This window comes from Mucilaginibacter aquaedulcis (assembly GCF_030409325.1).
Lineage (GTDB): Bacteria > Bacteroidota > Bacteroidia > Sphingobacteriales > Sphingobacteriaceae > Mucilaginibacter > Mucilaginibacter aquaedulcis.
Map to the genome: position 1 here is coordinate 583,472 of NZ_JAUFPR010000003.1, position 24,536 is coordinate 608,007.

Genomic DNA, 24,536 nt, shown 5'->3' on the forward strand with positions numbered 1-24,536 from the left:
AAGAGCAATCATCAGTTGTTGTTTATACTTTTGAAGTATTAAACAACGGCTCATTTTGAAAACACAAAATTTAAAATCAATTACTCAAAAAGCTTCGGCACCGATTGCAACGGTGTGCATGAGAAGTATTATATCAATTTTAGCATTAGTAGTCATTATGGCCATGCCTGCATTAGCACAAATTAAAATAACAAAACATATGGAAAATACAACTACGACCTCTAAGGTCAAAACTTTCAATCTCGGTGCCTCATCGGAATACGCCAATATTCTCATCAGTCAGGGTTACAGTGTTAACGGCACCATTTATATTTCGGGACAATATTCTCATGATACGACGGATGCGGTTACGGGCGTTGGTGATTTTGAGGCGCAAGTAAGGCAAACCCTAAAGAATATCGACCGCGTGCTGGCTGGATTCAATGTCACAAAGTCTAACATTGCGGATATGATAATTTATTTAACAAATCCGCCGGAGCAATCTGCACCGCTAGTTCCGCTGCTGCAGGAGTATATGGGTACACACCGCCCAGCCGCGACTGTCATTGGTGTGACAGGTCTGTGGTACCCGGAGCAGCTGATTGAAATCAGGGTTGTAGCACACACCAATTAATAATTATAGTATACCGACTCCCCGGAAATATCGGTAAGACACTTCCTAAAATAGCCCGTTCTCAGTCCGGGTTCGTACAATATTAAATCTTTTTGAAACCAACATCGCTCATAAGGCGGCGCTGACTAACTTCGGTTGGGCTACTTTAATAGCAAATGGCTTTTCTGTATCAGAAAGGCCATTTTAATTTGTATTCAAGCGCGGAGATCACTCGTAGGCACAAATGGCGAGATTCGGGTCGAATTGTACTTTTATTCATAAGTGTTTGGTTTGAATACCATACGCTTGTCTTCAATACTGATTAAGGTTTTCCCATTAAGTATTCAAAAAATTCAGCTTCTTAATAGGGATAAGCGTAAAACCTCAACATCATCCGCAAGAGGAGCGAGTATCTGTCACCCTGTAACTTCAATACTTGTTGTAAGAACAAATGCGTGTATAGCTCCGTGCGGAGCTTAAACAATGCCAAACCGAATGTTGATCAGGTTAATAAAGGTAGCGTAAACCAAAATGTGCTGCCTTTCCCCTCCACGCTCTCAACACCAATATCACCATGGTGTTTTTGAATAATTTCAGCGCAGATATATAGTCCAAGTCCCAGGCCGGAGGACGGAAACCCGTTACTTTCTGCTTTGAAATATCGTTGAAAAAGGTATGGTTGTTTTTCCTGAGGTATTCCAATGCCCTGGTCAATAACAGATACTTTGGCCTGATCATCCTCAACGGTTATCGCTACGGTAATAGTCCGCGAAGTACGGGCATATTTAACTGCGTTATCGACCAGTATCGTCAATACTTGGCCAATTTTATCCGGGTCAGCTCTGATCGCCAAATTAAGATCACCTTCCACGTTAATCGAGAAGTCGCCTTTAGAACGAATATGTAGGCAGCAAACGTTGATGATCTCAGCTAATACGAACAGATTCTTGGTTAGTTTGATATTACCTGCATGATGCGCTGTGCTGTCGAGCAGGTTGTCTACAAGCCTCTTGATCCTGTCTACACTGTCATTAGCACGGTTAATGAGATCAGCGGCTTTTTCTGCTGCTAATGTATTATCTTTTTTGGCAAGGATCTGCAATATGGCTTTCAGGCTAGTGATAGGGGTCTTTAACTCATGACTTGCGACAGACAAAAAATCGTCTTTTTCCTGCTGTAGTTTTAAAGCCTGCTTCAGTTCCTCATCGGTTTGTCTTTGCCGCAATTTACGGTCTGTGATGTCATTTTGAACGCCTACATAGTGCGTCGTTAAGCCGTCTTTGTTTTTTATCGGGGAAATATGCAATTCATTCCAAAATGCCTTTCCATCCTTTTTATAATTCAACATTTCTACAATACACGCTTGTTCTGCCAATAAAGCTTCCTGAATAATAAACCGCCCTTTTTGTTCACGTGTTTGCCCCTGTAAGAAACGACAATTTCTGCCTAAGATCATTTCTTTGGAATAGCCGGTTATCCTTTCGAAAGCTTTATTACAAAAAATGATGGGATTATCCGGGCTTTGACTGTCGGTAATGATAATACCGCTGGTAGACGCTAGATAAGCGGCCAGCACTAAGCGGGTTTGTTCATCGAATTCGTTTGAAAATGAAGGAGGCAGATCCATAGCAGGGGTTTTAAATTTACTCACAAAGTTTTAGGCATCAATATTATTTTGCTAAACAGAATATTTTAACTTGGTAAGTTATTGCGTTAAACCCATTCATGATATCTATACTACATAGTATAAACAAAAATCCATCCATTAAAACAATGACCGCGATTGTGTTGTCAATCGGTTAATAAAAAAAAATTCTGTAGTCTATTTTAGTCGGACTGCCTATCAAATGGCATCACAACCACATAGAAGGTGATCTTACTACGCTAGTTATACAAACGTGAAATGCTGTTGTGAGGATGTTATTATTTAAATTTTTTGATCTACAGCAAAAGCTCGCACGCTACTAACCTAAATATCTAAAACATTCAAATTCAACGGGTTTTATTATTCCATTTCTCGCTTTTTTACAGGAAATGGAATTTCAAATTATGAAACCTTTTTTCTACCTTTCCACCTTATTCAACTTGCCAAGTTTGGATCATATAGTTTAAGGTTTAACCTGTATCCTTCATCCATGTCTCAAAAAACTTATCAATTGCTAAAAAACAAGAAAAAAAACATCCTTGAACTCTGGATGAAGAACCAACTGGCTGACGAAGGCTTACGTGAAGACCTGATCAGTAACGACGAACTGCGCAGCCAGTCTGAAGAGTTGATTACGGCTTTGGTCAGTAATTTATCCGGTGATAATTTCACCAACCTGGATTCTGATGAATGGAGCCCGGTGATCGAAATATTAGGTGGCATTGCTATCACCCGTGCGCGCCAGGGCTTTAGCCCTCGTGAAACTGGTAATTTTGTATTCTCTTTGAAGGAAGCATTATTGGAGGTCTTACAACAGGAGATCAGTGATGATCCTAAAACGCTTTTTACCGAAAGCCTAAAGATCAACCGCATGATGGACAGCTTGAGTGTAGTAACTTTTGAGACCTTCATCAAAGGTCGGGAAGAAGTGATCCTAAGGCAGACTGACGAAATTACCGAAATATCCACACCGGTCATCCGGGTTTGGGACGGAATTTTAGCCTTGCCGATCATTGGAACTTTAGATAGCGCCCGCACACAGATCGTAATGGAAAACCTGTTACAGGAGATCGTGGAGACCGGTTCCAGTATTGCCATATTAGATATTTCAGGTGTACCGGCAGTCGATTCGCTGGTTGCCCAGCATTTGATCAAGACGGTCAGCGCAACTCGCCTGATGGGTGCAGAATGTATTATCAGCGGAATTCGCCCTGAGATTGCCCAGACCGTGGTGCATTTGGGTATAGACCTTTCCAATATCATTACTAAAGCGACCTTGGCCAGCGCCCTGGCTTATTCATTCAAAGTGATGCGTTTAGAAGTTAAAAAAATCAGTACCGTTACAAAATTTTAATAGCATAACTGATGGATAAAATCCCTATTCTCCGGATGGGAGCCTTTTTGTTGGTGACGATTCAAGTCGATCTTTATGACCGTCTCGCCCTCAACCTGGAGGCAGATCTGGTACAAATGGTCAATAAAACCAATGCGAAAGGTGTTTTGATTGATATTTCAGCCGTTTCCATTGTTGATTCCTTCATGGGAAGAATAATTGGCAATATCGCCAGTATGTCCAAAATACTGGATGCAGAAACGGTAGTCGTGGGCATGCAGCCCGCGGTCGCCATCACATTAATTGAGCTGGGCTTGCCGCTGAAAGGCGTGCACACCGCTTTGGATATGGAAAAAGGCATGAATTTGCTGAAATCCATGATTGAAGAAACCGAAGAGGACGCAGACGAAGACCAGACCAACGATGACTTTATCACTGAGTAAAGATACTATACAGATTTTAAAGGAGCAGGATGTAGTTTTTTTAAAGAACCGTGTCAAGGAAACTGCGGTAAAGATCAAAATGGGTTTAGTCAATCAAACCCGGCTGCTGACAGCGTGCAGTGAACTGGTGCGCAACATGATGCGCTATGCGGATGGCGGCGTCTGCATTATCGAGGTGGTATCCGCGGGCCGCAATAATGGTGTCCGCCTGACTTTTTCAGATAAAGGACCAGGCATACCGGATATCGCCGCAGCTATGCGTGATGGTTTTTCAACCGGTAAAAGTTTAGGACTGGGCCTGCCGGGAACCAGAAGACTGGTTAACGAATTCGACATCAAAAGCAAAGTGGGCGAAGGTACAGTAGTAACGATAGTAAAATGGGCAAATGGTTGACGCGACACATATCAGTTTTCCAGCGGATGACCGGAGTTATTTCTCCCTGATCAAAAAGGAGATTCACCGCAAAGCAACAGAAGCCGGCATGAATCCGTCAAAGATCAGTGAACTGGATCTTATCGTGGCGGAAATGACCTCCAATCTTTTTAAATACAGCGACGGTGGAGAACTCCTGATGGGCGTTTTTTCTAATGAGGGTTCGCCTTATATCGAACTGATCAGCATCGACAATGGTCCGGGGATGATTAATCCTGCACGAATGATGCAGGACGGCGTGTCCACAAGTAACACCCTGGGACATGGCCTGGGCAGCATGAAAAGATTATCGGATACATTTGAGCTCTATTCTCAAATTGGATGGGGTACGATCGTTCTAAGCCGGGTTTACAATGAACCGGACAAACCGAAGGTGAAAAACGAAGTGACCATGCGCCCGATCGTGGTTTACAAACCGGGCGAGAAAACAAGCGGTGACGGATTCGTTTATAAAAAAACGGAGAAATACCTAAAAATGATGCTGGCAGATGGCTTGGGCCACGGACCGGAAGCCAATAAGGCCGTAAACGAAGCAGCTGTCGCTTTCAAAGTTTTTCCGGATTACAACCCGACTGAAACGATCCGTTTTATCCACAGCGCCATCAAAAAGACCCGGGGGGCAGTAATTAATATTATTGGTTACGACTATGCGCGAAAGGTATGGACCTCCGCCGGCGTGGGTAATATTGCCGTCAGGTTTTTCGGGCCGGTGAATTTCAAAAACCACATGTCCTATAACGGTATTGTGGGCCATAATATTCCCAATACCATGAATGACCAGAGTTATCATTCAGAAGAATTCAACCAGGTAATGCTTTGCTCCGATGGAATTAAAACGCGTATAGATATGGCCAAATATCCGATGATGTATAAATACGATTTAACTATCTTAGCGGCAGCAATTTACAAGGATCACGCACGCCGCAATGATGATATGTCGGTGATAATTGCAAGAGTAAAATGATCAAAGTAGTATCAATTTCATTGGAAAATGAAATGGACCTGGTGTTGTCACATAAACGGTCCATGAAAGTAGCCGAACGGTTGGGGTTGACCGTGGCGACGCAAACCACTTTTGCAACAGCAGTATCAGAAATTGCCCGCACCGTGATCGAGCATACCGACGACGGCATTTTAGATATTGGGCTTGAACAAAGCAAGACGCGTTACAGTCTGATGGCGACAGTCACTTTCAATAAGGATATCCGTTTCACCAATTCGGACGCAGGATTTTATTACGCGCAGAAATTAGTGCCCGGCTTTGATTTAGCGGAAACGGAGGCAGCAAATATGATTACCATGAAAATTGGTTTGCCGCGCTCATTAAAACTCGACCCTGTGAAGATTGGTATCCTGAAAAAAGATTTTGAAGAGGAGTTACCATTGAACCCCTACGAAGAGATCAAGTTACGGAACATGACGCTACACCGCCAGGCTAGTGAGAAAGATGAAGCACTACGGCAATCCCGGCTGATCGATGAGAAAAAAAATGAGTTTATTTCCATCGCCAGCCATGAACTTAAAACGCCGATAACAGTTCTAAAGGCCTATACCCAGATGGCCAAAGCCCATAAAGAGCCGATCAATGAGCATGTACAAAGTTTGCTTACCAAAATCGATGTTCAATCCAATAAACTCCTGACGCTGGTACAGCAACTATTGGATATCTCTAAGATTGAAAACGGAAATCTGCAGTACAATATGAAGGAGGTCAGCTTCAATGATTTTTTACATGCTCAGGTCGCCATCATGCGTCACATTTTGCCTTATCATACGTTTAAAACAAATTTTTGCGATGATGTCAAAGTGATGATCGATGGATTACGCATGGAGCAGGTGCTTGCCAACCTGCTGGGCAATGCAGCAAAATACTCGGACCGAAATACCAGTATTTCTGTTTCAACGACCTTATCGGAAGAAGGTATGATCACTATCAGTATAACAGACCAGGGACGCGGTATGTCTGCTGAAACCACCCACTCTGTTTTTGAAAAATTTTACCGGGCTAAAGATGTGCTTAAAAGTCACACCGGCCTGGGAATGGGGCTGTATATTACCTCCAAAATTGTCAATGACCATAACGGTAAAATCTGGGTAGAGAGTACGGAAGGATCGGGCTCGACCTTTCATTTCACTATACCTTTATCAACAACATCATGAATACAGCGGCAAAAAGGATCATGATCTTTGATGATGATGATGATATCCAGTCAATCTGCACATATATTCTCGAACAAGACGGCTGGCAGGTGAGCGTTTACGGCAACTGTGCTGGTTTGATTGATCATATTACCGCTTTCAAGCCATCAGTAATTTTGATGGACAATTGGATACCTGATGAGGGTGGAGTTAATGCAACACAACGCATTAAAAGTACTCAGGATACCAAATATATACCGGTTATCTACTTTTCGGCTAATAGCGATATTGAATCCCTAGCCAAAACTGCAGGGGCAGACATGTTTCTGCCTAAGCCATTCGATCTCGATGAATTGAAAGAGATCGTAAATAAAGCATTTCATAGGCCGCAATAGCTAAAATGCTTTAATCCGATAATATCTGGCTTAATAGGAAATTCTGAAAGGTCGGATCACACCATTTAAGGGATGCTGAATCCATCGTACGAAACAACGTGATTGAACAAAAATTTGACAATTAATCAATTTACGAGCTTAAACAGTTTTTTACTTTCGAGATGAAATCTGGATAAATCTCTTATTGCTTAAAAACAAGAATTATGAAGGAACAGCCTCCACTACCTTGTTAGACAACGATCATTGGTAATTAATAATCGATTGTTGGACAAATAAGTAATTCTGAAAACCAATATCTCAACAGGATCAAACGGGGAATTCGATTTTTTGAAAATTACAGGAATACGGATGGCCCGGTGGCGGCTGTAGTTATAGTTAGAAACGTTAGGACGGTAACAATACTATTATTTTGCCTTATTACTGCATATTTATGCGTAATCTATCTTCCTGCCCTTTTAAGATAATTAACAATTGAAATTAAAATTTCAATTTCTTAAAAGAAGTATGTTTTTCTAGTATTTTTTCGACAGCAATCATATCATAAAAAACCACTCCGACAATTTTAGTAAAGGGTAAAGTACCATTGGTTCGAAGATTATGTAATGTTCCAGTGGAAATGTGAAGTAGCTCTTTTACTTCAAATGACTTTAACCAACGCTTGACAGGTTGAGTGGTTTGGGAGGATATAAGTTGCCTAATTTCTGTAAGCAATTCCTTTTTAAAATTGTTTAGATCCTGGACAGTGGTTAGCTGATTTGCAAACAATGGGGATTGACCATTGTCTCTATTGATTTCAGTTTTTGCCATAACGATAAAAGTTTTGACAAAATTTCATCTTATTAAACTTTCAATCATCCGAGTTTATCCGAGTCGGATAACAACTATTTTTCAGTTAGTAGCAAAATGACTCAACCTTCAGATTGTGGCAATATATTATTCTTGGATGCATCGACAATGTAATTCTTCATTTATTAAAGCCCAAAAAATCGGGCAATCGAGCTTGAATGAATCGTAATGAATAATATTATAATGGGCATATAGTAGTCCCATAGTAATCCCATAATAAAAAAAGGCTTCACGAAGTTTCGTAAAGCCTTGATTATCAGGTGGAGAATATCGGAGTCGAACCGATGACCTCTTGCATGCCATGCAAGCGCTCTAGCCAGCTGAGCTAATCCCCCATTGCGGGCTGCAAATATATCATATTAACCAATAAAATAAAATTCTGAGCGATAATTTTTCTGATTGCATTCTGTGTGAATACGTTAGAGAACTTTATCACCCCATCCATGTGGTTATTTCAAAAACATCGACCGCATCCAAGAGCTGATTCTACCTTTATAAACCTGTAGAAAATAATTTAAATAATACCACTATTGGTTAATGGTTACGGATTAAATTAATTAAGTTTATAATACTGATCTCAACCATCATCAAAAGCTTTTTTTACTATTTAACGGCGAGTACTATTGCCTGTACAGACGAATGATGGGTACGCAAAAACAAGGATAATTCAAATTGTAAATAAAACCTAAGTATTTATAAATCCTTTTAAAAATGTACAAGATTGTAAAAAACAGGGTTGCTGCTAAATTGATAGCCGACGTTGAAATTCCCGACGAAGTCTGGAAGCCCGATTTTGATATTGTTGACAGGTACCAAAGCTTTGCCAACGAGCTGATGCGAATAGATCTTCTTGCTATAGGAGGATTCGGTTTTTTGATAAAGGATATTGTTTTGGAGAAATCCAATAAGCTTACGGTAACGTGCATCAGCATGATGATCATTGCCTTAATATGCATTATACTGTCATTATCGGCAGTCTTATACCATAGGTTTCTATCAACGTCATGCTTATATTATCAAGTGATCATTATGAGGAGCCTGAAACGAACCGAGAATACACACTGGTCGGAAGATGAAATAAGTACCGAAAAGGCATTCCTGGCTAAAGCCCGAAAAAATCAAACCTTTGTATCTATCCTAAGCCGCCAAATATTAATGACTGCGGTAATTTCATTTGTTTTAAGCCTGATATTAGTAATGATCGTGTTTTACAAAGCGATATTACCTGTAGTGTTATAATGACCAGTTCATAAACAAATTGCGGCGTACATGTTGGCAATTGATTAATAAAGTAAATTTCCTTTAAATATATCCTGAAATGGTGAGGCTATAAAATAAGTAAAGCCCCTGATGGGCAGGGGCCTTTACTAACCAATTATAAACCTAAATTATGAGAAGACTTTTTCTGTGTATCTTTCGATGGTGTAAAAGTAACACTAAGTTTTTAAATTACCATATGTTATTTTGTAATTTTTTTGTAACATTTACTAAATAACACTACACCAACTACTTGATTGTCAAAATTACCAATAAAACATTAATAATGTAGCAATTTTTTTAAAATTTCACCTCCGAGCCATTAAATAACTAAATAAATGAGATATTATTACACAAACTAAATTTTATTTTAACATTAAATACACTTTCAGATAATTTTAACAACAAATAACACTAAAACAAGATTAAAATATCGCAAAATTCCATATTTTAATAAATAAATTACCAAAATCTATTAAATCACCAACAAAAAGGTAACTTATCAGTCAAAAAACAATTTAAAAACCAATTCAGCTTCTATTATTTTCTCATTATAGTAAACTCCTAAATTTTGTTCTTATTGCTATTGTGTGATAAAAATTACCTTAAACAAGCATCTTTTTAAAAATGCTTTGTCACTTTTGCAGCAGATTTATAAACAGCCTATGACTTCTACCGCAGCAACAAAAAATCATCCGCATTTAACACAATTTACTTTATGGATCATGACCATTGCTACAGCATTGGTCGTAGCCAACATATACTATAACCAGCCTCTGTTAGCCGATGTTGCACACACATTTGGCATATCTGATAAAAAAGCGCAGCAATTTTCTTTATTTACACAAATAGGCTATGCCTGCGGCTTATTATTCATTGTTCCGCTGGGCGATATGGTAAAACGTAAGCGGTTAATCCTGATCGTTTTTATTTTCATGATAATATCGTTACTGATCAGCGCTACTGCACCTTCTATTTTGGTATTAACCATAGCCGGATTTTTGCTTGGTTTATCTTCAATAATCCCACAATTGTTAATACCAATGGCAGCTCATCTGGCAAAACCACATGAGCGAGGTAAAAAGCTGGGTTTTATCATGAGTGGTTTGCTTATAGGTATACTCCTCTCTCGTACTTTAAGCGGTTTTGTGGGCGAGCATTTTGGCTGGCGGGCCATGTACTACATCGCTACCGGCCTCATGGCAGCTATGTGGTTAATGATATTTTTCTTTTTACCAGAGGTAGAGCCTGATTATAAAGGCAATTATAAAAAACTGATGCAATCGCTCGGTCACCTTATTAAAACACAACCTAAGCTGCGCATGGCATCGGCCAGAGGAGCTTTGTGCTTCGCAGGATTCAGCGCTTTTTGGACAACCCTTGTGTTTTTATTAAAACAACCTCAGTTTAATGAAGGCAGTGCAGCGGCCGGAGCTTTCGGTTTGGTTGGTGCATTCGGTGCTTTGGCAGCAGGATTAATGGGAAGGCTAAGCGATAAAATGGATGCATTTAAGTTATCAGGATATACTTTACTGCTGGTGGTGATCTCCTACGTTATATTTTATTTTTCGAGCCATAGCATGGCGGGACTCATTCTAGGAGTTATTGTTTTAGATATGGGAGTACAGGCCACGCACATTTCTAACCAGTCTATCATCTTCGCCCTTATACCAGAGGCCCGCAACCGCTTAAATACGGTGTACATGGTGTCTTATTTTATAGGCGGTGCCTCCGGAACATTCCTGGCAAGCCTGCTCTGGAACAGCTTTGGGTGGACGGGTGTATGTGCCATAGGTGGAGGATTAGCTATTATCGCGTTGATGGTACACCTGTTTAGTCACCATAAAACTGTACGGAATTAACACTACTGTACGGCAACTGACCGTTTTGAACGCCATCCTCCTTATTCAACTTTATACACCTGTATAAAAAAACCGAATTTTTATTTGGTATAAAAACCCGCTTTCTGTGGGTTTTTACATATTGTCGTAATTTTTTTCACACAGTTCCATGACTTTTTTATTGCTTTTGATTTTTTTGGCATTGATTTGGAATAGTACTCATCAAACGTAACTGTTATGGAAACTAAAAAGAATACGACGGTTAAGGAAGATGAGAAAGAATGGGAAAATCCTGTGGAACCCACAAAACCATCAGACGAGCGTGACGAAGAACAGTTATTAAGGCAGTATAAGGAAGCTAAACGCCGGAAAGATAACCTTACCGAAAACGAAGACACCGAAAAAAAGAATTAAGAAATTTAAAACATACAAAACACTAAAACTATGAAAACCTCTAAAAAACCATCAATCAGCAAATTAGTAGCAAGCTTTGATAATCAGCTTAAAAAAATAATCATGAATGATTTAAAAGCTATTAAAGCTAAAAACCAGTTTTTACCTACTGCCGCTTAATCAATAAAAGACACTTACCTACAAAATACTTATCTATGAAAACCACTAAAACACCATCAGCAAGTAAATTAGTTGCCCGCTTTGACACCGAATTGAAAAATATTTTAATGGAAGATCTTAAAAATTTCAGAGCGAAAAATAAAGTAATGAACATCAACACTCAGACAGCCATGGCGCAAACACGCTCAGCAGCCTGATCTATATATATCATCACACCTATGAAAACGATAAAGCCCTGTACCAGCAGGGCTTTATTTGTTTTTAGCGTATTTAATGATCAGCTCGGCCGTTTTTGCCGAGGCACCTGGCTGGCCCATACGCTCATCAAGCAGGTTATAATTGCTCAGCATGGTATCCCGGTAATCTTTGTCATTTAATATCAAATCGAGCTCTGTATTAATTTTTGCGGAAGTACAGGTTTCCTGGATAAGCTCTTTTACTATGCCCTTATTCATGATCAGGTTAACCAGGGAAATAAACTCAAGCTTTACTACCATACGTGCCACCGCAATAGTAACTGCATTGCCTTTGTAAACAACTACCTGCGGTACATGGAACAAAGCAGTTTCTAACGTTGCCGTACCTGATGCCACAACAGCGGCGTTAGCATGGCTCAATAAATTATAAGTGGTATCGAACAGTACAGGAATATCTTTATCGCCCAAAAACTGTTTATAATAATCAATATGGAACGATGGCGCACCGGCAATCACAACCTGATAGTCTGGAAAGCTATCGGCTACCGCTATCATACATGGCAGCAGATTGCTGATCTCTTGTTTACGGCTGCCCGGCAACAAGGCAATGATCTTTTTATCGCCTAACCCCTGTTGTTGTAAAAAATCTGGATCGGGCTTAAACGCTGCTATAGCATCAAGCAGGGGATTGCCAACATAATCAACCTCCATGCCCCAGCTTTTATAAAAATCAACCTCAAAGGGTAGTATACAAAACAGGTGATCAACAATCCTTTTGATTTTGAGTACCCGTTTCTGGTTCCAGGCCCAAACCTTTGGCGATATGTAATAATTTACATCCAGCCCGATGGTTTTGGCGTAGGCCGCTATTTTCAGGTTAAAACCCGGAATATCTATCAGTATCAGCACATCGGGCTGCCAGGCCTTAATATCGTCCTTACACTGCTGAATGTTTTTGAGGATAGCCCGCAAATGCACTATTACCTCTATAAGCCCCATAAAGGCCATTTCGCGGTAATGCTTTACCAGTGTACCACCTTCGGCCAGCATCAGGTCGCCGCCAAAAAAACGAAACTCCGCATCGGGGTCGCGCTCTTTGAGGGCTTTCATCAAATTGGCTCCGTGCAAATCGCCCGAAGCCTCGCCGGCTACCAGATAATATCTCATCTTATAGGCTGTAATTTAAATACAAACACCGCTATTAAAAACAAAAAAGATACGGCCACAATACCTATGACTATTTTATCCATGCCTTTGCGGGCGCAGTAGCGCATGATCAATAAATTTAAAAATACAGCTGTCAGGTACGGTATTCCCGGTTTGTTATATATTAAAAAGTCGCCTTTTAATATGTATAGAAAAATGAACACCGCTATTGCCGGTAATATTAGTCCGATAATAACGCCTCTTGTTATAGTGTTAACTTTAAACATTAAGCTTCCAGTTGTTTAAATATGGGATGGCATGATGAGCTGTCATATCAAACTGAACAGGCACTACCGATGCATAATTGTGTTCCAGGGCATAAACATCGGTGTCTTCCCCATGATCATTCAATTGAAAAACACCGGTGAGCCAATAATACGGACGCTTGTGCGGATCTATGCGCTCGTCAAACTCCTCAGCCCACTTGGCTGAAGCCTGCCTACAAATTTTTACACCCTTAATGTTGCTGGTATTAGGAAAGTTCACATTAAGCAAAGTAGCTTGAGGTAAGCCATTAGTTAAAACCTGCAGGGCAAGCTCTTTAACATATTTAATACAGTGGCTAAAATCGGCCTGCAAGGTATAATCATCTAATGAAAATCCTATTGAGGGGATACCTTCAATAGCTCCTTCCACAGCAGCCGACATGGTGCCGGAATATAAAACGTTGATAGAATTATTTAAACCGTGATTAATCCCCGATACGCACAAATCAGGTTTCTGGCCTTTAAATACCTTGTTTACGGCCAGCTTTACACAATCAACCGGGGTGCCCGAGCAGCGGTACATTTCAATACCCTCATATATATCAACCTTATCTAAACGCAGCGGTTTGCCTATGGTAATGGCATGCCCCATGCCCGATTGCGGACTATCAGGTGCTACTACCACTACCCTGCCAATCTCGCTCATAGCCTCCATCAAGGCTTTTATACCAGGGGCAGTTATGCCATCATCATTTACAACAAGTATGGTTGGTTTAGTACTTTTCATTATGCGAAATTACTTATATTTTAAATGATGTGAGGGAATAAAAAGAGAGGGGGTACCGATAAAGTATGGTAACTATTACGCTTAAACCTTTACATCATACCGGCACTAAAAGAGATGTGTCATGCTGAGCTTGTCGAAGCATGGTGGGCAGGCCCTACGCGCAATGCTTAGACAAGCTCAGCATGACAGCCCTTTATTTGCTTACGCTTCCGTAAGTATCGTAAACTCAAAAGCCAGGGGCTCAAAGTGGCGAACGAGTTCATCAATAAAGGTTTGACCCCATCTTACATACATCAATCCAAAGTTTTCTGTACGTTCCTGCAAGCTATCCTTAGGGAAAAGCTCGGCCTTAATTGCCGATAGTTGTTCCAGTCTTACATCGTAATTGCGTTTTTCGGCTCGAATGAGTTTCTTTTCGAGATTATCGATAGCATGTTTAAGACGAGCCTGCACCGCGGCAGCCGATGGCGACAATGATGGGTCTATCTTATAGGAGCGCAGCTTTATTTTTTCAAACACACAAGTGAGCTCTCGCCATTCTTCTTCGAGCGAAAGATTGTGTTCACTGTGCTTTTTGATCCACTCAGTTTGCAAAAGATCGCTTTGTTTAAACAGGGCGGCCACATCCAGATCCATACGCGAAATTTTGGCTGCCTGCTCTTTACGCACCACCAGGGCCGAATTACGCAGTATCAATATCGGGAAATCAACCTTATAAAAATCAAAGTTTGATTTAAGCTCCAGCCAGTACACTACCTCGGCACCACCGCCTATATAGGCGATGTTGGGCAAAATACATTCCTGGTAAAGCGGACGCATTACTACGTTAGGACTAAAGCGTTCCGGGTAGGTTGCTATCTCCTGCTTTAATTCAGCTTCAGTAAAGCTGATCTCCGTATTCATTACCTGGTAGCTGTCGTGTTCAAAAACAATACGTTCACGAAGTTGATCTTTCAGGTAAAAAAAGTTGATCTCGCGAGGATTTACCTGTATATGCACACCCAAATGATGCAACTGCTCATTTGTAGCGTTGATGTTTTTAAAGCTGTTTTGGCCGATGATGTCCTGCTCCATGATTGGGGCAAACTGCTGCTTAAACTGATGGTCATCGGCATCAATAATAACCAATCCGTAGCTGCCGAACAGGGCATTAACCAGGTAACGGGTAGCATCGGCCAGTTTATCAAAACGGGTGTAGGCGGTTTCTACAATTTCGGCCAGCTCCTGCGAGTAGCCTTCCATGCCCAAAACACCTTTATATTGGTTAAGAGCCTGGCGCATAGTATCAGGATTGATACGCCCGGTAGCACCCGAAGCCTCATACCACCAATGTACTTTTTTGCCGCCAATATTGGTATAATTGATCTCGGCAAAATCATGGTCTTCGCTGGCCATCCAGTAAAGAGGCACAAAATTTTTATCGGGATGGGCGGTTTTTAATTGCTGCGCCAGTTTAATGGCCGTAGCAATCTTGTAAAGAAAATATAAGGGACCGGCAAAAATATTTAACTGGTGCCCCGTAGTAATAGTATAAGTATTGTGGAGCTTTAAAAGCTCAATATTATCAGCAACCGCTTTTGAATTTTGGATTTTGAATCTTGAATTTTCAGTTGCTGCCAAATCATACTGTTTGGATAATACCCTATGCAGTATTTCACGATTGGCAACAACCTTTTTATTCTTCAACAGTTCGGCAAAACCGTCCATATCTGGGCGGTGGCTGTAAAACGGCCTGAGTTCTGCGCGGTTCTCGATGTAATCAATTACCGTTGGCGAAAAAAATCCGGTGTTCTTATAACTTGTACAGGAGGCTTCCATCTTTAATTTTGGATTTCGGATGTTCGATTTGGGATTTTAATAATCAATTTTCAAACATCGGGTAAGCATCAAAATATTAAATGCTGTTGTCGAAATTAGATTTTAAATCTTAAATCGCTTAATAACAAGCCACAAATTAGCATTATTTTACAATTTGTCCATAAAGATCAAAGTCCTCCGCGCTATTAACCTTCACATTTACAAAGCTTCCGATAGTGGCATAATCAATGCTGGCATCAATTAACACCTCGTTGTCAACTTCGGGCGAATCAAATTCGGTACGGCCAACAAAGTAATCACCGTCCTTTTTATCAACCAGCACTTTAAAGGTTTGACCAACCTTTTCCTGGTTCTTATCAAAAGAAATGCCCTGCTGAATTTCCATAATAGCATCAGCACGTTCCTGTTTTACTTCATCAGGTACATCGTCAACCAGTGAATGGGCATGTGTTTTCTCCTCATGCGAGTAGGTAAAACAACCAAGGCGGTCAAATTGAGTATCTTCAACCCATTGGGCCATCTCTTCAAAATCTTGCTGGGTTTCGCCCGGATAACCGGTTATTAAGGTAGTACGCATGGCAATGCCCGGTACCTTATCGCGGATCTGGTTTACCAGATCAATGGTTTTTTGTTTAGTAATACCACGGCGCATAGATTTCAGCATGTTATCGCTGATGTGCTGCAATGGCATATCCATGTACTTGCAGATATTATCGCGCTCGTTCATCACATCCAGGATCTCCATCGGGAAACCTGACGGATAAGCATATTGCAGCCTGATCCATTCCACACCGTTCACATCACTCAGGCGGCGAAGCAATTCATCAAGGTTCCGTTTGCCGTACAGATCAAGACCGTAGTAAGTAAGGTCCTGCGCAATCAGGATCAATTCTTTGGTGCCGTTTTTAACCAAAGCCTGTGCATCCTTAACCAACTGGTCAATAGGAGTACTCAGGTGTTTACCACGCATCAGCGGGATGGCACAAAAAGAGCAGGGACGGTTACAGCCCTCCGCAATTTTAAAATACGCGAAGTGTGATGGAGTGGTTAATAAACGTTCGCCAATAAGCTCGTGTTTATAGTCGGCCCCTACAGAGTGCAACAAATTTTGCAGATCGTTGGTGCCAAAATAAGCATCTACATTGGTGATTTCAGCTTCCAGCTCAGGCTTGTAGCGCTCGCTCAGGCAGCCGGTAACAATTACCTTACCCACCTTGCCTTGTTCCTTAAGCTCGCTGTATTGTAATATGGTATCGATAGATTCCTGCTTGGCGTTGTCAATAAATCCGCAGGTATTGATAACGATGATATCATTTTTGCCTACCTTATCGGCCTCATGCACAACATCAAACTGGTTGCCTTTCAGCTGACCCATCAATATTTCTGAGTCGTATATATTTTTTGAGCAGCCCAAAGTAACCACGTTAACACGGGGTTTAACAATTTTGGCCGGACGAATTATTTCTTTAGTCTTCATAACACACTAATCATTGCAATAACCATATTGTCATTGCGTGGAACGAAGCAATCGCGAACTGTACAAAACGCATCTGCATATTCTGAGATTGCTTCATACCTCGCAATGACGCGCTCTATATCTTTTACTCTTTAAATAAGCTATTCACGAATGCCTGCCTGTCAAACAGCTGCAAATGATCCATGCCTTCGCCAACACCTATATATTTTACGGGAATCTTGAACTGGTCAGATATCCCGATCACTACACCACCTTTGGCAGTACCATCAAGCTTGGTTAATGCCAGGGCATTAACGGCGGTAGCCTCAGTAAACTGCTTGCATTGCTCAATGGCATTTTGCCCGGTTGAAGCATCAAGCACCAGCAACACCTCATGCGGTGCGCCTGGTATTACCTTTTGCATAACATTCTTGATCTTGGTAAGCTCATTCATGAGGCCTACTTTATTATGCAAACGCCCGGCGGTATCAATAATGGCAACATCATCGCCGTTGGCAACAGCCGAACGCAGGGTATCATAAGCCACCGAAGCCGGATCTGAACCCATGGCCTGTGCTACTACTTTAACACCAACACGCTCGCCCCAAAGTTTTATCTGGTCAACCGCGGCAGCACGAAAAGTATCAGCAGCCCCTAAAACCACCTGGTTACCGGCCTGTTTTAATTTATGGGCCAGTTTGCCAATAGTGGTGGTTTTACCAACACCATTAACACCAACCACCATAATTACATAGGGCTTGTGGTTACCATATTCAAAATTCCGGAAATCGTTGCTGTTATTTTCGGCCAGTAATTGCTGAATCTCATCCTTTAATAAGGTATTCAGCTCACCTGTGCCTACGTATTTGTCGCGGGCTACGCGGGCTTCAATACGTTCAATTATTTTTAATGTAGTACTTACGCCAACGTCTGATGTTACCAGCACCTCCTCCAACTCATCCAGAACATCATCATCAACTGTCGATTTACCGGCAATTACCTTGGTGATCTTTGAAAAAAAGTTATCCTTGGTTTTTTCCAAACCGGTATCAAGGGCTTGCTGCTCCTGCTGCGTATTTTCCTTTTTCTTAAAAAAATCAAATAATCCCATAAGCCTCTCCTAAATCCTCTCCAAAGGAGAGGACTTTTTTATAAAAGTTATCGATTAGTATTGGCCGGCCATTATTTACCCCCTCTCCTTTGGAGAGGGCCGGGGTGAGGCCTAACAAAAAAAGCCCTCTCGTAAAAACAAGACGGCTTCCGTATTTTGATCAAAAGTTATTACAGAGTTTTACCTGCAATTGCATCCTTAACAAAATCGTTAGGGACAATTTGTGTTTTGAATGAATAAGCACCAGTTTTTGGTGATTTATTCATGGTGATCACTTTTGAATATTCTTTGCCTTTACCTGCTACTTTCAGTGTTGCAACTACTTTCTTTGCCATGTTGTTTTTGTGTTGTACGTTTTACGTGGATACGTATTACGTAATGTTAAACAATTATAGTTATAAGTTTATTTTGCGAATAACGTAAACCGCTAAACGTAAACTTATTTAATTTCTTTATGAACAGTTACTTTCCTTAAAACCGGGTTGAATTTTTTCAACTCTAATCTTTCAGTTGTATTTTTTTTGTTCTTAGTGGTAATATAGCGAGACATGCCTGGCATACCGCTTGTTTTGTGTTCAGTGCACTCTAAAATCACCTGAACTCTATTGCCTTTTTTTGCCATTTTCTTTTTATGTTGTACGTGTCACCTCACGGCTTACGCAGTTTTTCAAATTATATATTCCGTTTAATGCTTATGTAATTCACAAAGCCTTGAACGCAATATCTACTAAATGTATCCTTTTTTTACAAATTTATTGATACAAGCAGTAATACCATTTTTGCTGATGGTTTTAACAGCCGATGTAGATACCTTTAAGGTTATCCATTTATCTTCTTCAGGGATATAAAACTTTTTCAGCTTTAAGTTAGGATGAAACCTACGTTTTGTTTTAACGTTTGAGTTAGAAACGTTGTTACCTACTATAGACCCTTTTCCTGTTAGATCACAAATTCTTGACATGACAAATATTTTTAATTATCAACCCTTTATTCAAAAAGAGTTTGCAAATATCAGACTTTTAAATCAAATATTCAATGGTGTTTTTAAAAATTATCAAATAAATTTTAAAATACCTATTAAGCTGTGTTTTAACCATGTTATCACTCAAAAAAAGCTTTTTAAAATTATTTAATAAGTTGCGTTTTTAATATGCACATAACACATAAATTACTAATTTACGCCCACCATTATAAATACCATGAAGATTACATCATTTGAAGAGTATAAACAGGTTTATCAACAAAGTGTTGAACAGCCGGAGCAATTTTGGGCGGGCATTGCCGACAATTTTTACTGGCACAAAAAATGGGATAAGGTACTGGAATGGAACTTTACAGAGCCCAGCGTAAAATGGTTTCAGGGTGCAAAACTCAATATTACCGAAAACTGCCTTGACCGCCACCTGGATACCCTGGGCGATAAACCGGCCATTATATGGGAACCTAATGATCCGCAGGAAAATCACCGCGTATTAACTTATCGCCAGTTACATGATAAGGTTTGCCAGTTTGCCAATGTGTTAAAAAATAACGGAGCTAAAAAAGGCGACCGTATTTGTATATATATGCCCATGGTGCCCGAGCTGGCTATAGCTGTTTTAGCTTGTGCCCGTATCGGCGCTATTCACTCCGTAGTATTCGGCGGCTTTTCGGCTCAATCCATTGCCGATAGGATCAAGGATGCTTCCTGTAATATTGTAATAACAGCCGATGGCGGTTTCAGGGGCACTAAGGAAATTCCGCTGAAATCAATTATTGATGATGCCCTGGTTCAGTGTCCTTCTATACAAAAAGTAATTGTGCTTACCCGCAGCCGCACGCCTGTATCTATGATAAAAGGTCGTGATGTTTGGTGGGAAGATGAGGTTAAAAAGGTTGAAACACAAGGCAATATCCCCTGCCCTGCCGAAGAGATGGATGCCGAGGATATGCTGTTCATCCTTTATACATCAGGCTCAACAGGCAAACCGAAGGGTGTAGTTCATACCTGCGGCGGTTACATGGTTTATGCAGGTTACACTTTTGCCAACGCTTTCCAATACAATACCGGCGAGGTTTATTTCTGTACTGCCGATATCGGCTGGATCACCGGGCACTCTTATATTGCTTACGGACCACTATCTCAGGGAGCAACCACCGTATTATTTGAAGGTATCCCTTCATGGCCAAATGCGGGCCGTTTCTGGGATATTGTGGAAAAATATAAGGTAAATATATTATATACCGCGCCAACAGCCATCCGCTCGCTCATGGGCTTTGGTGATGAGGCCCTGCAGGGCAAAGATTTCAGTTCGCTTAAAAAACTGGGCTCGGTTGGCGAACCGCTCAATGAGGAAGCATGGCACTGGTTTGATGAAAAAATCGGCCATAAACAATGCCCGATTGTTGATACCTGGTGGCAAACCGAAACTGGCGGTTTCATGATCGCCCCTATTGCCGGCGTTACACCTACTAAACCGAGTTATGCAACCTTGCCATTACCGGGCGTACAACCTGTATTGGTTGATGAGAACGGAAAAGAAATTGAAGGCACAGGTGTAAGCGGTAACTTATGTATCAAGTTCCCATGGCCGGGTATGCTGCGCACCACCTTTGGTGATCATGAACGCTGCCGCGCTACTTATTTTGCACCTTATCCTAATTTATATTTTACAGGTGATGGCTGCCTGCGCGATGAAGACGGTTATTACCGCATTACGGGCCGTGTAGACGACGTACTGAACGTTTCCGGTCACCGCATAGGTACCGCCGAAGTGGAGAATGCCATCAACATGCACACCAGTGTGGTTGAATCGGCTGTGGTTGGCTATCCGCATGACATTAAGGGACAGGGTATTTACGCCTTTGTGGTATGCCCTAAACACCATGCCGAGGATGATCTTACCCGCAAGGATATCATGATGACCGTATCGCGCATCATAGGAGCCATTGCCAAACCAGATAAAATTCAGTTTGTGAATGGTCTGCCTAAAACACGTTCGGGCAAGATCATGCGCCGCATTCTTCGTAAAATAGCAGAGGGTGATACTTCAAACTTAGGTGATACCTCTACCCTGCTTGATCCGGCTGTAGTTGATGAGATCAAGGCAGGAGCATTATAATAGGATAAAAGATTTGGGGATAAAAGAATAAGGATTTCATCCACTGACAGTCATTCTACAGACTTACGAAGTTTTGAAACTTCGTAAGTCTTCCCTTCATTTTTGCCCCGGCTCCACTTTTCATGCCCGTGCAAACACACCTTATTTTATCCCAATTTTTCAATCTTTCCAAAACCAATCTCTCCTGGCCCTGTTCTTCTAATACATCTAAATAAAAAACATCATGGATAAATTAGAAATAAAAGGCGGATGGAATGAATTGAAAGGCAAAGTAAAACAAGCCTACGGCGATTTAACAGACGACGACCTGATACGAGAAGAAGGCAAAGACGATGAACTGCTTGGAAAACTACAGCAAAAAACAGGCAAATCCCGCGATGAGCTGGTGAAATGGATCAACAGTTTATAATTGCACACGAAAAAAGCAAATCGGTCATTGCAAACTTAGCGTGGCAACGACGGAATAAATAAAAAAGGCTCCATAAGGAGCCTTTTTTATTTATTCCTTTTTATAATCCTTATGCACAATTAAAAAACTGGCTCGTTCCTCCTTATGGAATGGGATGTTCCAGTTACCCTGGTAGGTAATTTTGGTGGGTAATAATTCGCCGCCAAAATTGTTTAGCTCAATGTTCATCTGCACGTTAAAATCAACAAACATATTGCTAAATTTCATATCAATGTAACGACCCAGTATTTGAAAAGTACGTTCATCAAATATGGTGGTCATCTCCTTGATCATGGTATCATCATCAGATGTGCTTGGTTTAAACCTCACCCTGAAGCGATATACCGGTATGGTATCCAGATACTTGCCGCGGGCAAACTCATATAGATAATAATCCTTCATATCACCAGAGAATATCTCGGTTTTGCTGCTAATAAATGGTATGCCCTTTACCTTGCGGCCAGGTGTAAAAATGAGAGTCTTGAGCTTGTCCTTATATGATTCATTTTTACCGCCCGAGCCCGGCAGCGCATCACCTTTTGTAAAATCAGAGTTGTAGGCGTTCATGAAAATATAATCAAACATCTCTACCGTATACAGCTGGTACTTGCCGTTCTTTTTAAACATATTACCGCTATCTGCTTTGGCTATGTACTCCATTTTATGCTTGCCGGCGGCATTACTGTGGATGATTTTCCGGTATATTTTACCATCAACCTTGTTCTTTTTGTCGTAGGTAAAAATGCGGTTCTCGGCGGTGAAACCATAGCGTTTCATGTTTTCAAAAGCCTTATAAAAACCGGTGTCGGCCAGTACAGCATCAATAAAATCCTGCGCATTCAGCTTGTGCGATTTGATATCAACCAGCGAGTCGATAACAATGGTTTTAATGGTATCGGGATTAAAGCGGTTGATTTGCTGTGCAAAAGATGCTGTGCCTATGGTACAGAACAGTAATAATAGCAGAAGTTTTTTCATAGATAGTTCATTAGTCTACTGGTTTATTTGTTCATTTGGCCAACATTTACTAATGAACCAGTGAACAAATGAACCAATGAACTTATATATTAATTTCCCAGTTGTTTTACAGCCAGGTAAGCCATAAGGCCGGTGCTTATTTTAAACGCGTCTTCCTCCACATCAAAAGTTGGTGTGTGTACCGATGAAGTAATGCCGCGGCTTTCGTTGCGGGTACCTAAGCGGTAAAAACAGCTATCGGCCACTTGCGAGTAGTAAGCAAAATCTTCGGCAGCCATCCATATATCCAGGTCAACCACGTTTTCTTTGCCGAGGTAATCTTCGGCATGGCCGCGGGTTTTATTGGTAAGCACCTCTTCGTTGATCAGGAACGGATAGCCACGCATGATATTAAAATCGCAGCTGCCTCCCATGCTTTCAGCAATGCCTTCAGCCATTTTTTTCATGCGTTTGTGGGCTTCTTCGCGCCATTTTTCGTCCATAGTGCGGAAAGTACCTTCCAGGTACACTTCGTTAGGGATCACGTTGGTAGCGCCATTGGCTATTACCTTACCAAATGACAATACTGAGGGGCTTTTTGGATCGGCAAAGCGGCTCACGACCTGCTGCAAAGCGGTTAATATATGCGCCGTAATAATTACCGGATCAATATTTTGTTGAGGCTGTGCGCCATGACCGCCTTTGCCCTTTACGGTAACATAAAGCTCGTCTGTTGATGCCATGTATTTACCGGCACGGAAGCCAACCTTACCGGCATCAATCAAAGGCATAACATGCTGACCTAACACGGCATGTGGCTTGGGATTTTCTAAAACACCCGCTTTGATCATGATACTTGCACCGCCAGGCAGTTTCTCTTCAGCTGGTTGAAATATCAGTTTCACAGTACCTGCAAACTGGCTTTTTAGCTCGGTAAGGATACGGGCCGTACCCAATAATGATGATGTATGCGCATCGTGTCCGCAGGCGTGCATTACACCAACATTTTGCGATTTATAAGGCACATCATTGGCTTCGGTAATAGGCAGCGCATCCATATCGGCACGCAGGGCTACCACGTTGTTTGATGGCTTATCACCTTTGATCAGGGCAACCAAGCCGGTATCGGCCACTTTGTGGTACTCTAAACCCATTTCCTCCAGCTTACCTGCTACGAAGGCCGAGGTTTGCTGCTCATGAAATGATAGTTCTGGGTGGCTGTGCAAATGGCGGCGATTGGCCACCACATCATTAAATATTTTTTGGGATAGTTCCTGTATTTGATCTTTAATCATTGTTAGTATCCGTTTTGGGAAGGTTTATTTTTTCGAATATGATGAACAGGCTCGTAAAATTGGGCCGAAGTTCCTGCATCAATTTTTGTGCTTCCAGGCGGGTTTTAAAATCGCCGGCACGAACTTTAAAATTAGGTTCGCTGTATATGATATAGGTCCGCAGTTCAGGGTATTGATCCTGCAAACGAGCCTGGGCACTATAGGCATCCTTACGGTTTGATCCGCTGAAGATCTGCACCCGGTAACCGTATGATGAAAACGCGGTAGGCATACCGGCCGTGTTATTCAACTCAAACCGCTTAGCTATTAAGGTATCCACAAGCGGATCCTTAACTACCTCTACCCGTCCGCGGGTTTGCTGGGCAAAGGCTTGTGTTGACACTAAAAAGAGTATAAAAAAAAAGCAGTATTTGATAAGTGCCTGTTGAGCTTTATAATCAAATACTGCTTTTTTCAT

28 protein-coding genes and 1 tRNA gene are annotated in these 24,536 nt (G+C 41.3%); 14 read left to right on the forward strand and 15 right to left on the reverse strand.

The features are described from left to right. The first annotated feature begins 55 nt into the window (after positions 1-55). Entirely contained in the window at positions 56-613 is a 558-nt protein-coding gene (locus tag QWZ01_RS17750) for a RidA family protein (RefSeq protein ID WP_290325559.1), read from the forward strand. A 481-nt stretch (positions 614-1,094) separates the two neighbouring features. Here the strand turns inward: QWZ01_RS17750 and QWZ01_RS17755 are convergent, their stop codons facing one another. Beyond that, the gene (locus QWZ01_RS17755) at positions 1,095-2,243 is read right to left on the reverse strand and encodes a sensor histidine kinase (protein ID WP_290325561.1); all 1,149 of its coding nucleotides are present in this window, start codon (positions 2,241-2,243) and stop codon (positions 1,095-1,097) included. Between the two features lie 484 nt (positions 2,244-2,727). Between QWZ01_RS17755 and QWZ01_RS17760 the strand changes: the two genes are divergently transcribed. The 6 genes from QWZ01_RS17760 to QWZ01_RS17785 are packed head-to-tail and all read left to right on the forward strand — an operon-like array spanning position 2,728 to position 6,980. Further along, the gene (locus QWZ01_RS17760) at positions 2,728-3,591 is read left to right on the forward strand and encodes an STAS domain-containing protein (protein ID WP_290325563.1); all 864 of its coding nucleotides are present in this window, start codon (positions 2,728-2,730) and stop codon (positions 3,589-3,591) included. A gap of 11 nt (positions 3,592-3,602) precedes the next feature. Beyond that, complete coding sequence (locus QWZ01_RS17765; protein WP_290325564.1) at positions 3,603-4,013, forward strand: STAS domain-containing protein; 411 nt, start codon at positions 3,603-3,605, stop codon at positions 4,011-4,013. Further along, positions 3,994-4,407 (forward strand): anti-sigma regulatory factor, encoded by a 414-nt coding sequence (locus QWZ01_RS17770; protein WP_290325566.1) that lies wholly within the window; start codon positions 3,994-3,996, stop codon positions 4,405-4,407. Before QWZ01_RS17765 ends, QWZ01_RS17770 begins: the two co-directional genes overlap by 20 nt. Next, positions 4,400-5,410 carry an ATP-binding protein gene (locus QWZ01_RS17775; protein ID WP_290325568.1) on the forward strand — a complete coding sequence of 337 codons (1,011 nt, stop codon included), beginning with the start codon at positions 4,400-4,402 and terminating at the stop codon, positions 5,408-5,410. The genes QWZ01_RS17770 and QWZ01_RS17775 overlap by 8 nt, the downstream gene beginning before the upstream one ends. Further along, positions 5,407-6,606: an ATP-binding protein gene (locus QWZ01_RS17780; protein WP_290325570.1), complete on the forward strand. Its 1,200-nt coding sequence runs from the start codon at positions 5,407-5,409 to the stop codon at positions 6,604-6,606. Before QWZ01_RS17775 ends, QWZ01_RS17780 begins: the two co-directional genes overlap by 4 nt. Further along, positions 6,603-6,980: a response regulator gene (locus tag QWZ01_RS17785; protein ID WP_290325571.1), complete on the forward strand. Its 378-nt coding sequence runs from the start codon at positions 6,603-6,605 to the stop codon at positions 6,978-6,980. Before QWZ01_RS17780 ends, QWZ01_RS17785 begins: the two co-directional genes overlap by 4 nt. A 477-nt stretch (positions 6,981-7,457) precedes the next feature. Here QWZ01_RS17785 and QWZ01_RS17790 read toward each other — a convergent pair whose 3' ends face one another. Beyond that, positions 7,458-7,787, reverse strand: a complete 330-nt coding sequence (locus QWZ01_RS17790) for a DNA-binding protein (RefSeq protein WP_290325573.1) — start codon at positions 7,785-7,787, stop codon at positions 7,458-7,460. A 300-nt stretch (positions 7,788-8,087) separates the two neighbouring features. Further along, positions 8,088-8,161: transfer RNA gene (locus QWZ01_RS17795), tRNA-Ala, on the reverse strand. Between the two features lie 376 nt (positions 8,162-8,537). Here QWZ01_RS17795 and QWZ01_RS17800 point away from each other — a divergent pair. The 5 genes from QWZ01_RS17800 (at position 8,538) to QWZ01_RS17820 (ending at position 11,694) form a co-directional block, all read left to right on the forward strand. Beyond that, complete coding sequence (locus QWZ01_RS17800; protein WP_290325574.1) at positions 8,538-9,065, forward strand: hypothetical protein; 528 nt, start codon at positions 8,538-8,540, stop codon at positions 9,063-9,065. A gap of 683 nt (positions 9,066-9,748) precedes the next feature. Continuing rightward, positions 9,749-10,945 carry an MFS transporter gene (locus tag QWZ01_RS17805; RefSeq protein ID WP_290325575.1) on the forward strand — a complete coding sequence of 399 codons (1,197 nt, stop codon included), beginning with the start codon at positions 9,749-9,751 and terminating at the stop codon, positions 10,943-10,945. A gap of 216 nt (positions 10,946-11,161) precedes the next feature. Further along, a complete protein-coding gene (locus QWZ01_RS17810; protein ID WP_290325577.1) occupies positions 11,162-11,338 on the forward strand; it encodes a hypothetical protein in 177 nt (58 codons plus the stop codon). 30 nt (positions 11,339-11,368) lie between these two features. Then, complete coding sequence (locus QWZ01_RS17815) at positions 11,369-11,497, forward strand: hypothetical protein (RefSeq protein ID WP_290325578.1); 129 nt, start codon at positions 11,369-11,371, stop codon at positions 11,495-11,497. Between the two features lie 35 nt (positions 11,498-11,532). Further along, positions 11,533-11,694: a hypothetical protein gene (locus QWZ01_RS17820; RefSeq protein ID WP_290325580.1), complete on the forward strand. Its 162-nt coding sequence runs from the start codon at positions 11,533-11,535 to the stop codon at positions 11,692-11,694. 54 nt (positions 11,695-11,748) lie between these two features. Here QWZ01_RS17820 and lpxB read toward each other — a convergent pair whose 3' ends face one another. From lpxB to rpmB, 9 genes are all read right to left on the reverse strand, one after another. After that, entirely contained in the window at positions 11,749-12,861 is a 1,113-nt protein-coding gene (gene lpxB, locus QWZ01_RS17825) for a lipid-A-disaccharide synthase (RefSeq protein WP_290325582.1), read from the reverse strand. Next, complete coding sequence (locus QWZ01_RS17830) at positions 12,858-13,127, reverse strand: hypothetical protein (RefSeq protein WP_290325584.1); 270 nt, start codon at positions 13,125-13,127, stop codon at positions 12,858-12,860. Before QWZ01_RS17830 ends, lpxB begins: the two co-directional genes overlap by 4 nt. Further along, the gene (gene surE, locus QWZ01_RS17835; protein ID WP_290325585.1) at positions 13,120-13,893 is read right to left on the reverse strand and encodes a 5'/3'-nucleotidase SurE; all 774 of its coding nucleotides are present in this window, start codon (positions 13,891-13,893) and stop codon (positions 13,120-13,122) included. Before surE ends, QWZ01_RS17830 begins: the two co-directional genes overlap by 8 nt. Positions 13,894-14,094: 201 nt before the next feature. Beyond that, positions 14,095-15,711, reverse strand: a complete 1,617-nt coding sequence (gene bshC, locus QWZ01_RS17840) for a bacillithiol biosynthesis cysteine-adding enzyme BshC (protein WP_290325587.1) — start codon at positions 15,709-15,711, stop codon at positions 14,095-14,097. Between the two features lie 142 nt (positions 15,712-15,853). Beyond that, on the reverse strand, positions 15,854-17,188 hold the full coding sequence (gene rimO, locus QWZ01_RS17845; RefSeq protein ID WP_290325589.1) for a 30S ribosomal protein S12 methylthiotransferase RimO: 1,335 nt from the start codon (positions 17,186-17,188) through the stop codon (positions 15,854-15,856). A gap of 124 nt (positions 17,189-17,312) precedes the next feature. Continuing rightward, positions 17,313-18,278 (reverse strand): signal recognition particle-docking protein FtsY, encoded by a 966-nt coding sequence (gene ftsY / locus QWZ01_RS17850; protein ID WP_290325592.1) that lies wholly within the window; start codon positions 18,276-18,278, stop codon positions 17,313-17,315. Positions 18,279-18,448: 170 nt separating this feature from the next. Further along, complete coding sequence (locus tag QWZ01_RS17855; protein ID WP_076376000.1) at positions 18,449-18,613, reverse strand: DUF4295 domain-containing protein; 165 nt, start codon at positions 18,611-18,613, stop codon at positions 18,449-18,451. A 104-nt stretch (positions 18,614-18,717) separates the two neighbouring features. Continuing rightward, entirely contained in the window at positions 18,718-18,900 is a 183-nt protein-coding gene (gene rpmG / locus QWZ01_RS17860) for a 50S ribosomal protein L33 (RefSeq protein ID WP_022830075.1), read from the reverse strand. 105 nt (positions 18,901-19,005) lie between these two features. Then, positions 19,006-19,239 (reverse strand): 50S ribosomal protein L28, encoded by a 234-nt coding sequence (gene rpmB / locus QWZ01_RS17865; protein ID WP_022830076.1) that lies wholly within the window; start codon positions 19,237-19,239, stop codon positions 19,006-19,008. Between the two features lie 238 nt (positions 19,240-19,477). Between rpmB and acs the strand changes: the two genes are divergently transcribed. Together acs and QWZ01_RS17875 are read left to right on the forward strand one after the other, a co-directional pair. After that, positions 19,478-21,379 carry an acetate--CoA ligase gene (gene acs / locus QWZ01_RS17870; protein WP_290325601.1) on the forward strand — a complete coding sequence of 634 codons (1,902 nt, stop codon included), beginning with the start codon at positions 19,478-19,480 and terminating at the stop codon, positions 21,377-21,379. Between the two features lie 223 nt (positions 21,380-21,602). Further along, positions 21,603-21,788, forward strand: coding sequence for a CsbD family protein (locus tag QWZ01_RS17875; protein WP_290325603.1), 186 nt, complete (start codon positions 21,603-21,605; stop codon positions 21,786-21,788). 90 nt (positions 21,789-21,878) lie between these two features. On the opposite strand, the gene QWZ01_RS17880 is transcribed toward QWZ01_RS17875, so the two are convergent. From QWZ01_RS17880 to QWZ01_RS17890, 3 genes are all read right to left on the reverse strand, one after another. Then, entirely contained in the window at positions 21,879-22,805 is a 927-nt protein-coding gene (locus tag QWZ01_RS17880; RefSeq protein WP_290325604.1) for a hypothetical protein, read from the reverse strand. A gap of 89 nt (positions 22,806-22,894) precedes the next feature. Then, the gene (locus QWZ01_RS17885; RefSeq protein WP_290325606.1) at positions 22,895-24,079 is read right to left on the reverse strand and encodes a M20 metallopeptidase family protein; all 1,185 of its coding nucleotides are present in this window, start codon (positions 24,077-24,079) and stop codon (positions 22,895-22,897) included. Next, positions 24,072-24,536 carry an SPOR domain-containing protein gene (locus QWZ01_RS17890; protein ID WP_290325607.1) on the reverse strand — a complete coding sequence of 155 codons (465 nt, stop codon included), beginning with the start codon at positions 24,534-24,536 and terminating at the stop codon, positions 24,072-24,074. Before QWZ01_RS17890 ends, QWZ01_RS17885 begins: the two co-directional genes overlap by 8 nt.